The organism is Verrucomicrobiota bacterium, from assembly GCA_038744685.1.
In the GTDB taxonomy this organism is placed as follows: domain Bacteria; phylum Verrucomicrobiota; class Verrucomicrobiia; order Opitutales; family Puniceicoccaceae; genus Puniceicoccus.
On sequence record JBCDMB010000014.1, the window covers coordinates 1 to 13,758 of the forward strand.

General features: G+C 51.0%; 8 protein-coding genes. 2 read left to right on the top strand and 6 right to left on the bottom strand.

Features of this window, described 5'->3' with window-relative positions:
- A partial coding sequence (locus AAGJ81_09360) for an autotransporter-associated beta strand repeat-containing protein (GenBank protein ID MEM0966340.1) occupies positions 1–2,217 on the bottom strand: 2,217 nt, incomplete at its 3' end.
- 227 nt (positions 2,218–2,444) lie between these two features.
- On the bottom strand, positions 2,445–3,893 hold the full coding sequence (locus AAGJ81_09365; protein MEM0966341.1) for an autotransporter-associated beta strand repeat-containing protein: 1,449 nt from the start codon (positions 3,891–3,893) through the stop codon (positions 2,445–2,447).
- A 260-nt stretch (positions 3,894–4,153) separates the two neighbouring features.
- On the opposite strand from AAGJ81_09365, the gene AAGJ81_09370 reads away from it, so the two are divergent.
- A complete protein-coding gene (locus AAGJ81_09370; protein ID MEM0966342.1) occupies positions 4,154–5,710 on the top strand; it encodes an exosortase/archaeosortase family protein in 1,557 nt (518 codons plus the stop codon).
- A gap of 49 nt (positions 5,711–5,759) precedes the next feature.
- Here the strand turns inward: AAGJ81_09370 and AAGJ81_09375 are convergent, their stop codons facing one another.
- The 4 genes from AAGJ81_09375 to AAGJ81_09390 all read right to left on the bottom strand — a co-directional run bounded on the left by AAGJ81_09375 (position 5,760) and on the right by AAGJ81_09390 (position 12,649).
- On the bottom strand, positions 5,760–8,150 hold the full coding sequence (locus AAGJ81_09375; GenBank protein MEM0966343.1) for an O-antigen ligase family protein: 2,391 nt from the start codon (positions 8,148–8,150) through the stop codon (positions 5,760–5,762).
- A gap of 249 nt (positions 8,151–8,399) precedes the next feature.
- On the bottom strand, positions 8,400–10,391 hold the full coding sequence (locus tag AAGJ81_09380; protein ID MEM0966344.1) for a polysaccharide biosynthesis tyrosine autokinase: 1,992 nt from the start codon (positions 10,389–10,391) through the stop codon (positions 8,400–8,402).
- Between the two features lie 100 nt (positions 10,392–10,491).
- Positions 10,492–11,316, bottom strand: coding sequence for an SLBB domain-containing protein (locus AAGJ81_09385; protein ID MEM0966345.1), 825 nt, complete (start codon positions 11,314–11,316; stop codon positions 10,492–10,494).
- Positions 11,317–11,422: 106 nt separating this feature from the next.
- On the bottom strand, positions 11,423–12,649 hold the full coding sequence (locus AAGJ81_09390) for a hypothetical protein (protein ID MEM0966346.1): 1,227 nt from the start codon (positions 12,647–12,649) through the stop codon (positions 11,423–11,425).
- Positions 12,650–12,929: 280 nt separating this feature from the next.
- On the opposite strand from AAGJ81_09390, the gene AAGJ81_09395 reads away from it, so the two are divergent.
- Complete coding sequence (locus AAGJ81_09395; protein ID MEM0966347.1) at positions 12,930–13,724, top strand: hypothetical protein; 795 nt, start codon at positions 12,930–12,932, stop codon at positions 13,722–13,724.
- The last annotated feature ends 34 nt before the right edge of the window (positions 13,725–13,758 follow it).

The window sequence follows — 13,758 nt, forward strand, 5'->3', positions numbered from 1 at the left end:
AGCGGCGGGTTCTGGGACAGGAACGACTTCGCCGTCGGCCAGCTGGATTGTCTCATCGCCTGGGAAGTCGGCAAAAACAATCTGGGAACGTTGCTGGGCGGAGAGGCCACTATCATTGGATCCGAAGAACAATTGATCAATTCCGTTACCGGTGCCGACGATGCCTTCCCAGTTGACGATGGTGAGGGTGGCCCCTGGATCCCAGAGCACCCCGGAGCTATCGGCAAACTGGAGAATAGAGCCGTCGCCGGGTGTATCGCCAAAATCAATGACAGAGTTAGCTGTAAGGGTGAGGGTTCCGAGAACGTCGTTGAAGTTGTTCGTATTGAGGGTTCCACCTGCTAGAACCATATCGGTGGAGTTGCCAATTTGATCGTTGGAGCCCAGAAGTAGAGTGCCGTTTTCGATGCGGATGGTATCGGCGGAGATGTCGTTTATCGAAGAGTCGATAGTCGTGGTGCCAGACCCTGCTTGGGTGATCGTGCCCCATCCCTCCGTTTCGGTTCCGGCGGAGGTGCCGCTGATGGAGACGTTGTCCCCAGTGTTAAAAGTGAGGTTAGGAGAGTTGGTAATGTTGGCAGCAGTGTCGATGACCAGATCTGCCTGCAATTCCAGCGTTCCAGCGGTGCCGGGACTACCCCCATCAACGGTTGCAGTGGAACTGATTTCCGTTGTTCCTTGTTCGACAGTGATTGTACCGTTGTTGAAAAGGTTGATGCTTCCATCAAGCTCAATGGTCGAGTCAGTCTGTCCGATGAGGTTGATCGATGCGGTGGCTCCATCGACGGTCATTTCGTCGTTCTCGCCTATATTTATCCGGTTGACGTTATTCCTCGGACCGGTGATGTCGATGGTCAGCGATCCGGTGTTGGTGACGTCAATGTTAACCCCATCTCCACTAGTGCCCTGAGTAGCAAATTCATCTCCTGCATTGAGTTGGACTACTCCTCCCGAGATGATGATTTCGGAGTTTGGGCGGATCTGGATATCGTCACCTACAGTAACGGTCGTGGTCCCACCGGTAGAAACCAGCTGGCCTGGATTTGCTGCGTTCGTGCCAATGAAAAAATCGCGGTTCTGTTCGTTGGGCGCCGAGTCAATGTTGATGGTTCCACCATTGTTGGTGAGCGGTTCGCCGCGAAGGGTAATCGGATCAGCAACTGTTTGGCTCAGGTTGAGGGTCCCACCGTTATTGACGGTAATGGCCCCGGCCCCGGCAATGTTGTTGGCCCCGTCGGCCGCGCCCAAAGTAATATCACCGCCTCGAGTGGCGTCCACTGTGCCGTCATTAACAATCAGACCACCGGAAAAGGTCTTACTGCCAACGGTGAAAGTGAGAGTGCCATCTCCTTCCTTGGTGATTCCGCCCGCGCCGGACAGGGTTCCGGATAGGGTGTGGTCGACCGCGCCGGCAACGGTGATCTCCTGTGGACCACCAGTGACTACGCCTGTTCCCGTAAACGTGAGATCGTTGGTTCCTTCAACCGAATAGTCGTCGTTGATTGAGTAATCGTTGGATATCGATCTGGAAGCTCCAAAGGCTTCGACTGACCCCCCATCTATCGTGAAGTCTCCCGTCCCAAGGGCGGCGTTGGAGCCGATCTCAATCGTTCCGTCATCGAGAACCACACCTCCGGAAAAGCTGTTAGCGGTATCGGTGAGGCGAAGAATACCACTGCCATTCTGGGTAATGCCTCCTGAATCCAAGATCTGACTGTGTATGATCGTTCGGCTGGTCCCCGTCACAAAAAGATCATCTCCGAATATTAGTCTAAAGAAATGGTCTCCACCGAGTGTTCCGAAAGTGAGACCGGATTCCGCTGTGGAATTGTTTTGGATGAGGAGATCGTCGAAAATTGCTACGTTGGTCCGTCGGTTGTCGGTGTTCGTAAATCCAATGACGTGCTGTTGGTTGCCGGAAACCTCAAGATCGGCAACGCCGTCACCGGTTTGGTCGAAAATGACAAAACGATTGGCGCCGCTTGAGCGCAGCCGGTAATTGTGTTCGGTCCCTGCGAAAATCATCTCCCCGACGGATTGGTTTTCCGAATTCACAACCACGGTTTGTTGCCCAGTGCCCGGCGGAAGATCACCGAAAGTGGCGCTGTCCCCAGCACCATCTGGCACCAAGCTATTCCAGTTTGCAACATTCGTCCAACTGTTGTTCATGCCACCGTCATCCCAAACAGTAATTACTTGTGCCCCGAGTGGAAACATCGTTCCAAGAAATGAAAAAGCACAGAGAAGCCGTAGGAACTTCTGGATGGAGTCGAACGGCAGGTGCCCAAGTTTCAATAACTTTTCTGTTAATCCCACTCGGAATGAGGCTCGCTTGCGGGCTCTCTCGGGTCAAGGAAGAATTGGTTTCGTTTCGGGAGGCGATTTGGGAAAGGTCAATGAATACGCTGGTGGGTCACACTTTGCACCGTCTTTCGTGATGAAGATTAAAGCTGATCCTTCTTGAAGTCGCGGATTCTTAGGGAAATCTGAGCGATCCGTTTGCGTTCTCTCCAACCGATGAGTGCGGCCAAGCCAAGTGTGGCGGCAATAGCGGCGGGTTCTGGGACAGGAACGACCTCGCCGTCGGCCAGCTGGATTGTCTCATCGCCTGGGAAATCGGCAAAAACAATCTGGGAGCGCTGAGTGGGGCTGAGGCCGTTGCCATCGGATCCAAAGAACAATTGATCAATGCCGTTCCCGGTGCCGACGATACCCTCCCAGTTAATAATGGTAAGGGTAGCTCCGGGATCCCAAGGCACCGCGGAGCTATCGGCGAACTGCAAAATGGAGCCGTCGCCGGGCGTATCGCCAAAATCAATGGTGGAGTCAGCATTGAGGGTGAGAGTGCCGAGAACCTCATCGAAGTTGTTGGTATTGAAGGTCCCACCGGCCAAAACCATGTTTGTGGAGTTGCCAATTTGATCGTTGGAGCCCAGTAGGAGTGTCCCTTCATTGACCACAATGTCGCCGGTGAAAGTCTTGGAGCCTCCAGAGAAGGCGAGGGTGCCGTCGCCTTCCTTGACCAGTCCTCCAGCACCCGAAAGGGTTCCGGAAAGCGTGTGAGTGACTGAGGGATCGGCAACGGTGATCTGCTGTGCTCCTGCGGCGAGCGTTCCCTCTCCGGAAAAGGTGAGATCGTTGGTTCCTTCAACCGAATAGTCGTCGTTGATCGTGTAATCGTTGGAGATCGTTCGTGCTGCTCCGAAGGCTTCGACTGAGCCTCCATTAATCGTGAAGTCTCCACTGCCCAGGGCGGCATTGGAGCCGATCTCAATCGTTCCGTCATTGAGAACCACACCTCCGGAGAAGACGTTTCCCGGATCGGTTAGGCGAAGGATACCGCTTCCGTTTTTGGTGACGGAGTTGCTACCGGCCTGGCCATTTCTGATTAAGCTGTGGATGGTGGTTCGGCTGCTTCCGTCGACTGTGAGGTCAAAACCCCGGAGCCGGATTTCCTGGTCGTCACTGAGGGTACCGATTGTGAGGCCATTCGTTGCCGTTGAATTGTTTTCGATAAGAAGGTCGTCAAAAAGGCGAATAAAAATACCCTGTTCGGCATCAGGAACGAACCCAATGACGTGCTCTTGGTTTCCAGTTACTGACACGTTTGCGTTCCCACCGCCTGTTTCCTCAAAGTTGAGCCGTCGCGGATCAGTATTCAGAAAGGTGGAACGTATCCCATAGCTGTGTTCGTCACCCTCGAAAGTCAGTGCTCCCACTCTCTTGTTTGATCCAAGAATAACTTCTTCGAATCCCGCTCCACCTGGATCATTACCGAAGATAGCACTGTCGCCGATCCCGTTTGGAATTCCGTTGTCCCAGTTTGCACCTGCCTCCCAGAAGTTATTTAGAAATGCTCCGTCATCCCATCTGGAGACAATCTGGGATCTCAATGGGGTCAATAGCCCTAACCCAGCTAGCAGCAACAATAAGGAGAGAAACCGAGAAAAAAAGTCGGATAGCTTCCTAACGCTTTTCTGATGCTGTTTAAGCGCGGCCACTTAAGGGAGAAATGACAAGGAAGCTTTTTTCGGTCAAGGAACAATGACATAACAGCATCATCCGTGACCGGTTCGGTTCAGGAAAAGGCTTTTACTTGAACCAGACGCTTCTCGTCGATTTTCTGAGTCTGGTGTGAAAAAGGTTGGCTTTCGTGAAACTGTCTCAATTACACCCTTTTAGTGGACCTGTTTTGGTTCTTTTTCTTCTCTGGGCGGATCTTGTTTGGGTGGTCCATCGTGAATGGATTTACAATGAACAGTATAGCTATGGGTGGCTGACCCTTTTTCTGCTGATCTATTTGCTCTATGTCCGGATTTCGGATCGGCCCGCAGGAACGCCAAGCAGGTTTACTATCAGCTGGTTCTTGGTGTTGGGTATTCTTCTTCTAACCGCAAACCGGATCATTTTGGAATCGAATCCGGAGTGGCGTCTAGCGATCTGGACGCAGGCATTGCTGGTTTACGGCATGACTTTACTTCTGCTTTGGAAGTTGGGTGGACGGACTTGGCTGCGCCACTTCGCTCCGGTTTTTGCCTTGATGCTGTTTGCTGTTCCTTGGCCTACATTTGTGGAAAACCCGGTAACGGGCGGTTTGATGCGGGCGGTTGCCGGTATTGTTGTGGAGGGCATGAATTTTCTTGGCTTCTACGCGGAGCGGTCTGGAAACTTGATTCGCCTTCGGGAGGGTTGGGTTGGAATAGACGTCGCCTGTAGTGGCGTTCGCAATCTTCAGTCAACCCTCATGTCGGCTTGGTTTGTCGGCGAACTTTTTCGCTTTGTTGCTACTGGACGGCTTCTTCTTTTGGTCCTTAGCGGGTGTGCGTCACTCGTAATCAATGTTGGGCGAACTACGATCCTTACTTGGACCACACACCGGAGTGGGTCCGATTTAACCGAGTCAATCCACGATCCTGTTGGTCATCTGGTTTCGCTGATCGCTTTCGTGTTCTTACTCATCGTTGCCTTTTTTCTCAGAAGGTATTTTTCGCGTCCCCCTGTTAAACCTGAGGATCTCAACAGCGGGACCTCAACATTCTCCGGAGCTGTTGAATCAAATTTGAGACAGACTGGTTGGTTTTTTGCCATTGTCTTTCTAGTCGCTGGTTACGGTCTCACTGAGTTATGGTTTCTCAGGTCCGAACGCTCGCTTCCGGCTCCGCAGGTAGTAGAAATCGACTGGAGCAACTTTCCTGTCGATGTCGAGTTTGTCGAGATTGCCTCCGCGATCCGTGGACAACTCAAGTACGATGTGGGAGTCCAGGCTGAGTGGGTGGATCCAAATGAAGAAATTGAGTGGCAGGTTTTTTCTTTTTCATGGACGGAGGGAAGTGTTTCGCCATTCGTTGGAGTCCATAGGCCGGAGGCGTGCATGCCAGCTTCCGGTTTTCGGATGACTGCAGATCATCCGCCATTGACTATTGGTCTTGGTGACCGGGAATTTGAGTTTGAAGTCAATACGTTTCATTTCCTGGATCAGCCGTATCAGGTCTACTATGCTACGTGGACTGATTTTTTAGGATCCGAGCTTCCCGTTGTTCGAACTGCAAGAGATCGACTTCGATTCGCTTGGGAAGGTCGGAGAGTAACTAACCGACGCTCACTTCAGATAGTAATTGAAGGGCTGGAATCGGAGAGTTTTGCTCGTCGTAAGGTGGTCGAGTTCCTTGGGAAGACGCTTAAATGGGGAAGTTCATCTGAAACCAGCTAGGGCCTCTTCGGATATTTCTTGTTTCTGGACCCATCAACAGCGAGGCGAGCTAGTTGCTTCGCTCGGAAAGCCACTTTGCATAGCCTTGTGCGGCATCCGCTTTTTGGTTCGTTTTTGCCGAGGCGAAACCGAGCCAATAAAGAGTCTCAGGTGGGCGGCCTGGAAGCTCCTGCAAACGCTTGGCAGTTCGGTAGGCGTCGTGCCATCTTTCGCTGCTTAGATAGGCTTGGAGTAACCGGAGGGCAAGCACAGGATCTTCCGATTGGGTCAGCGTTAAAGCGCGTAGGCGCTTTAATTCATAGTCAGTCAAGACTTGATCGGGCAGTGGTATGGGCTCGACCCGCGTCTCAAACAGTGAGAGTGCCTCCTCGTAACGGCCTTTTCCGACTAAGGCCTGCATAGCGGTTGACCAAGTCTGTTCTTGGTTTTCGGTTAGGCTAAGGTCAAATAATGAGAGGACCCGATCATACGATCTTCTTTGTTTAAGTTTTTCTAGGATAGAGCGCTGTGTCGCAGCCGGGAGAACCTCCCAGTCTGTCCGAAGCTTTGGCATCTCCTCTTCTGTATCGACCGAACCGGACGGTAACGCCATCCAATACGCAGCAATCAGCTCCTCATCTGTTCCTGCTAATTCACGAAGCCGCGAATAATGGATCGGGTTGGATGCTGTCTTCTGGAGAATCAGGCGATAAGTTTCTATAGGGGTCCTTGTCCTCTCCAAAGCGCTCTCGAATGCTCTAAATGCTCTTGGGAAATCATCCATTGCAACGAGGAAGAGACCTTCTCTAAGAGGAATTTCCGGGCTGGTAGGCACTAGGAATTGAGCTTTCTCAAAAGAATGCATAGCAGCCTGTGGGTCTTCATTGTAAGTTTGCACCGCAGACCGGAAATAGGGTTGCCATTGGAGTGGACGGGTTGCCAACGGTTCTTTCGCTTCTGAAGCGTAGGTTCCTAGCAGAGGGGACTGGAATGCAGTAAGAGTTAGAATTCCAAGACCTGCACAAAAAAGAACGGCACCTCCTCCTCTCCAAAATTGACGAACCAGCTTTCGTTCAGAAGACGGATTATTCTGATAAGGAAGCGCAAGAGCGAATAAGACAATGGCGAGAAGAACCGTCCCAAGTCTATGGGCACCAACGTCGACGAAGCTGTGGGCGAAGAATGGAACAAGAGCCGCGAGGGCTATCAGCCGGTACAGTTCATCGATCGAGTTGTCATAATGCTCAAAATCCTGAACGACGACGTTTTTGGGTCGGCGAAGCTGAAGCAACAGCGCACCAAAGCAGATGACGACAAGGCTCAGGCCAAAAAGACCGATTTCCGCTACCCACCAAAGCCAATCGCTTTCTGGGTGCAAAATCGTTCGAGGCGCCACTGAATCGCTCCTGTATTGCGGAAACACATAGGAGAACTGCCCCAGACCTACACCCGTTACAGGTTGGTCGGCGATCATCGACAGTGTATCTTTATAAATAAGCCAGCGGAAATCGGGAGGAGTATTGGTTTCTTCGGTCAAATCGTCTGAAAGTAGTGCGAGAAAATCCATCATTCGGTCACGAGCTTCTCCGCCGAAAAAGACAAAGAAAGCAAAGAGAATGAAAGCCAATGCCGGAGCAAACCTGAGCAGGCGGGTAGAGAAACGTTTTCCACTTTTTGCCTGAAGTAGAAGCAAGGTTACCATCCCAGAGGACCAAGCTACAAGAGCTCCCTTTGATGTGGTTTGAAAGGTGGCGTAGAGAAGCAGACAGCCGAACAGAAACTGCAGGGACGAGGCACCATAAACCCTTATCAACGGAGATGACTGTGTCTTGCGAAGGGCTTGTTGCAGCCGGTTGCGATAGGGGGCAACGAGTGCAAGGCCGAAGAAAAGAACACTACCACTTGCAAATACCAAACCAGTCTGGTTCCGGTTCGGGAACCATGAAAAAACTTGAACAAAATCAGCCCAAGGAAGACGCAGACCTAGAATAGATGCAAATATTCCACCGAGACCGAGAATCAAGAGAGCTCCAGCTAGCACGTGCACACAAAACTTTCGCTCATACCCCACGGGCCTCGTCGCGAGAGCCATCGCAAAAAAAGCAGAACCGGTTAGGAAAGGAAAGAGACCTTCAAGCGTGACCCACGGCTGTGGACTGGTGCTAGAGCTGATGGGAATGCTCAAGTCTTCAGCGGTCAGCCGCCAGTCGGCCAGATTGGAAGGGATCCAGATGGAGAGAAAGATCCAGATGAAAAGAGCCAACCAGCAGAATCCTACATTGCTCTGAATGCGACTATTCGGAGGATAGGCCATAAAAGCTACGCCAAGTGCGACAGCCATTGCACCAAGCGTGATAGGATGTGTTCCTCCGCCCAAAGCGATCAGAAGAGCGGTTCCTACACAAAGACCAAGAAAAATCCGGGGGGATTCAATATTTGTCGCTGGCAAACAAATAGACATGAGTAGAGCAACTTCGTAAGGTTTAACAGGCTCAAACCAAAAACGAGGAAGCTCAAAAAAAGCCGATCAAATGGACAAGTTTCGTGGCCGCTCCCAAAAGTGAGGTTTCACGCCTTGGTGAGAAGACCATTTCCAGAAAAGATGCCTAGAAGTAATTTCGACATGTAGCAGCTTCTAGAGTTTTCGTCCTGTTGATGTCTCAGAGGCTTTTTGGAAATCATGACAGCACCCTTTCGAATGCGGTCATGGTCAAGAAAGAGCGGTCTGATGCTCTTCGTTCGTTTGGCGTTGGTATCCGTCGTAGTCACGATAGTAATAGTAGTAATCGACGCCTCCAATCGGAGCGCAATTGAAGACAAAGCCCATGATTTTAGACTCCTGAGAGGATAGACGCTCCAACGACGCCTTCACTTGCCGAACCGAGGTTTGGTTTGCCCGCGCTACAAACAGCATTGAATCCGCCTTGCTAACCAGGCCCAGAGTATCATTTACTGCGAGGATGGGCGGGGCATCAACGATGACGTACGAGTACCGTTCCCGGGCCCATTCAAGTAACCGATCCATTCTTTCGCTCAGAAGCAATTCACCTGGGCTTGAGAAGCTGCTTCCATTCTTTATCATGTCTAGCCGTTCGTAACTGGTCGTTTGGATCGCGTTCTGAAATTCACCTTGGCTCCTCAAGAGGTCGCTAAGGCCTATTTTTGATTCCAGCGAGAACAATTCGTGAATACCGCCCTGACGCATGTCAGCGTCGATGAGCAAAACGCGTTTTTCAATGAATGAGAGAGAGATCGCCAAGTTCGACGAAATGGTCGACTTTCCTTCGCTGGGAGTCGCGCTGCTCAAAACGATACAGTGCGAAGCAGGGGTTTCATTTCCAGAATCTTGAAGAAGGATAGTGGAGCGTAGGTTGCGACAAGCTTCCGCAAATCGGTGTCGGCGATCCTTGATTTGAAAGAGGTCTACCTGGCCTTTCTCGTTTCGTTTTTCTTCAGGAATTACTCCCACTAAGGGATAATCGAAATGTTTAGTGAGCTCCTCTGATACCCGAATTCTTACGTCGAAGAAGGCAATTCCTGCAATGATGACGATTCCGACGAAGAGGCCTGTGACTGCTCCTTCGGTCAGTCTCTTTGCAACTTCTGGTGGCCGGATCGTTGCTTCGGAAGCGGCCGAGAGGATCCCCACGGTCTCTTGCTCAATGTTTTGATTGCTCTGGATGGCTTGCGTAGAATCGAGAAGTCTTTGGTAGGTTTCACGCGATCGTTCCAGTCGATACTGCAAACGTTCAAACTCTGCGCTTTTTCGGCTGATTGAAAGTGCCTCAACTTCCCATTGGGCAATGACAGTATCGAGATTCCGAATCTGACGGCGCAGCTGGTCCTTTCGTTCATCGAGCGATTGGACGGTTTGGCGATTGAGAATATCCAGGAGATTAGAGGCCCTCTCAATATCCAGTTCGAGGTTAATGATTTTCGGATGCTTTGGTTTTAAATAGACCGAAAAATCTTCCAATTCAGCTTTTGCCCTTGTCCATTCCTGACGGGTTCTGTCGATTAGATTGACGCTTTCCGTTTCAAGAATAGGCGCTTGATCGGTAACAAACGTGCCGATATCGCTAGGCTCCAGATTGTCGAGGATCAGCAACTGGGTTTGTAGCTCTGCCTGTTGGGTGGTGAGACGGGCAAGATAGGCACCGGTTGAAGCGTCTTGCTCTTGGAGGAAGACCAGATTGTTTTCCTTTTGAAAATCAACTACGGTGTTTTCTTGGGTTTCGATTTCCTCTTCCAGGCGATACAGCTGCTCGGTTACGGCCAGCAAAGTGCTCTCGGTTGTCTCTGATCGCATTTCGCTTCGGAATGTTTGGTATTCCTCCATCACTGCATCGAGGAACTCTTTGGTAAAATCAGGCTCTCCACCTTCGGCACGAAGCTGGAAGATCGATGCATTGGGTAGCTGATTGACCGACAATCTCACCCAAGACTGCTGAACCTCTGGGTTCAGCATGAGGACTCTTTCTCTCGCTTGTTTCTGTACCCTTGGACTTAGCATGAGAGAGATCTGCGTCCCAAAGAAATTGGATAGCTCCTCCCGGTAGACGTTGTCAGGAAGGGCAAATCGGCCACTCACCATCATTTTGGCTTGAGAGACGTAAACGGGCTTCCGATTAAGCTCTTGGTAAGCCTGCCAGCCGATCCCGGCCGAGGCGGTTAGTAGAAGAACCCACCACCAACCTGACAAAAGACGTTTGCTCTCATAATAGAGCCGCCGAAGGCGCTCTCCCCACTCGTGGGATGAAGATGCCTCGCCTCTGACAGGTGCAAACGGCGAAGTAGGGTGGTTAGAAGGCAATGATTCGTTCCTCCACTCGAATAATGTCGTCCGGCCTGACAACTGGATCGTTTTCCCGTAGACCGCGTTCAAGAATCTCTTCTACATCGACGATTTGAGTTCGTTCGTCCTCAGGAAGCGAGCTATCACCGCTGATAAGCTTGACTGACCCCTTGCGAGCAAAGCGACTAAAGCCGCCACTCTGTAAAATGGCTTTACTCACCGTCAGGTCATCCCCAGGCCCCACTTCGAGAATTCCGGGCGAATTCACTCCGCCCACGACAAATACGGTGCCGCTCTGTGCTCTCGCCAAGCGCGGAACTATAATTAGATCGCCATCCCGAACGGCTGGATCGCGGTCGAAATCCCCAGACTCCATTATCTCACGGAGATTGATGGATTCGCTGGTTTCAGAACTAGAATCCGCGTCATCTTTCCGAACTAAGGTCACGGAAGCCCCGTCGCTGTCAGCCGTCAGCCCTCCGGCCAATGCAATAGCCGAAGATACGGTGAGAACCTGGTCGCTAGGCAGTGGATAACTGCGGGGGTTCGCCACGGCTCCAGCGATGTCGACTGAGCCCCTTGAGGCACCCGTCTGTGGGAACTGCAAAATCACTGTAGCCCGGTGGAAGTAGTCTACTTCCAGCATCGATTTGATTTCGAAGGCCAATTCCTGGAGGGTCTTTCCCGTAGCAGGTACAGGATCCACCAAGGGAACATCCAGCTCTCCACGGGAATCAACAAAGACAATGATTGGCGGTTCCCGTTCCTCTATGACTTGGTAGATCATACGGTCACCGACGGCCAAGGTCCGTTGATCATCGAGACTATTCATATGCTGGTTTTCAGCACTGTAAACCTGTAGACCAAGAGTGGAGAATGCGGGTGTAAGACGGACGACCGCCGATAAAATTATTCGGCTCAATGGATTCACAGAAGTGCTAAAAGTCGTAGTCGAAGGTTACGGTAAAAAGGTTTCGGTCGAAGTTGCGGGACTCAATGTTGGAGTCTCGTATAGTGTACTCGTAGGATGCGGAGAATTCAAGGCGTGTAGAAAGCGGGTAGCCAACACTTGTCTCAAAGGCCCAGCGGTCAAACGTTTCCGGATCGATACCTCCTGAATCCTCACCTTCAGTCCAAAGGACTCGGAAGTAGAGATTGCTTCTCTCGAAACCTGAGTAATCGATTCGATACTGTGCATTTTGAACAGTGATTTCATTGGAAACGCTGCCCAGATCAAGGTTTCTTCCGTAGCCGATGGAATGTCTCAGAACAGGATTAATCAAGTGTGTGACGGAAACATTTCCAGTCACACCTTGGGACTCTGTGGTGGTGTCTTGGTTTTGTCCGTCCGAGTCAAAGTTTCGCTGGGTCCACGCCACAAAAACTTCCGTTTCGAGGAAATCTGTAGGCTGCCAACTAGCCCCTACACCGGCCGACCATGATGAGCTATCCGGTTGAAAACTAGTGCGGTATCGATCAACTGACCCACTTAGCTGGCCTGTCACATCCAGATTGGCCGCTACGTTGCGGGTCAATCCGACTGAACCAAGGTAGCTGTGGCGCTCTAAATCCCTGAATTCGCTGTCTAGGGGGATTATATCAAGCCTCGAGAGATTAAGATTGGCGTTCCAAAAAGGATTGATCGTCCAAATGCCATCTAGTCCGAAACGGTTGTTGATACGGCTGTAGACAACGACATCTGTTAATGGTGCGTTTGAGCTAGGATCGATAAACCGGGTATTTCCTGGATCAGTGAGCAAACTGAACCGATCAAAGAGCCTGAAATCAAAATTCCCAATCCGGAAGAGCAGTTCGAGCTCTGTTTCTGGTGTAACAATAATGGAGTTTCTATCGGAGTCGAATTCCGGGTTATTCCAGTATTTGCGGTATTCGATCCCGACAGAAAGGTTGAGGGAGTTGATCTCGGTTAGGTCGATCTGACCTCCCAATTGCAACCCGAACTGAGTAATCCAGTCCGATTCCGGATCTTCGAAGGATAGACCGATGTTGGAGTCGTAAGCTTGGGCGATACTCCCTCTCAGATCTAACTCGAGCCCACCAATCCGCAGATTGCTATCACTCGGTATGGTTTGACCAGTTGCCGGAAGCCAGACGAGGAAGCTTAGAAAAAGCGTTGCTAAAAAGTGGAATTGTAATTGTGTCATTTAAAAAATGTTCGAGCAGCCAGACTAGCTGGCTTAGAGACCAATCAGCCCTGGCAAATTTCGCCTACATTCCCGTTTCAACGTGAGTGGTGCCTTCGCCAGGTATGTCGGTCTTTTTGTGCGTCATAAATTTCAGCATTGGAAAAGGGTTTACACGCGTTCGTTTTTCATGCAATCAAATCCTGAGCGGCTGGAAGAGTAAAGATTTCCGGCCATTAAAACGTAGTAAACGGGAGCTCCATCAATAAAGGTCCGGAAAAGAGGCATAGGCCCGCAAACAATGCTGAAACAGAGACATTCGATTCTTTCAAAGTTGGTTACGCTGATTTTTTGCGGTTTATCGCCGTATTTTGTTGGAACTGCACAGGATCTGATTCCTGTTTTGCCTCCGGAAGGCGATTCGGCTGATCAGCTGGCAAACGTAATCCCTTCGCCCGATCTTTGGACTGATACGACAGACGCAGTCGATTTTGACTTTGCCCGTTTCTCTTCTGGCGGGCGTGTAACCTACGTGGGATCCGGGGATGGAGATCGGGCCTCAGGTATGATTGACGGGGATCCCGCTACATCTTTTAGTTTTGTGCCGGGAGCTCAGGGGGGCGTTTTCATTTTGGAGCTGTCCTCGATCTACCCTGTCTACCAAGCCTCCATTGTAGCCTCTGAACCCATAGAAAAGGTTGAGATTTGGTTTCTGAGTGAGGCACCCGAAGAACTTTTCGGAGTTAACCCCGAAAATGGATTGTTGTCGATCCCGGATGATTTTCTCAACGTCGAGGAACCCTCCGCTACGGTGGTGGTCCCGAATGACAAAGATGAGACCTTCCTGACGATTTCGTTACCAGAGGCCTCGGTTCGCTACTTACTCGTGAGAGTTTTTGGAAAAGATGCGAATAAGCCCTTGGAGGTCAGCCGTTTCTCAGTAATCGGCCAAGTGCCTAGGGACCTAGCGCCTTTTGGGCTCCTGACCGATGACCAAGCGTTTCCTGAGCCTCGGCAGTCGATTGAGTTCGAAGATCCTCCAAGGTTGCCGCCAGGGAGTTTCGAACCACCTTTCATCCCGCCGGCGAGCCCGTGACGCGGAGCTGTTTTCTTGGTCCTAGTAGGAGTCG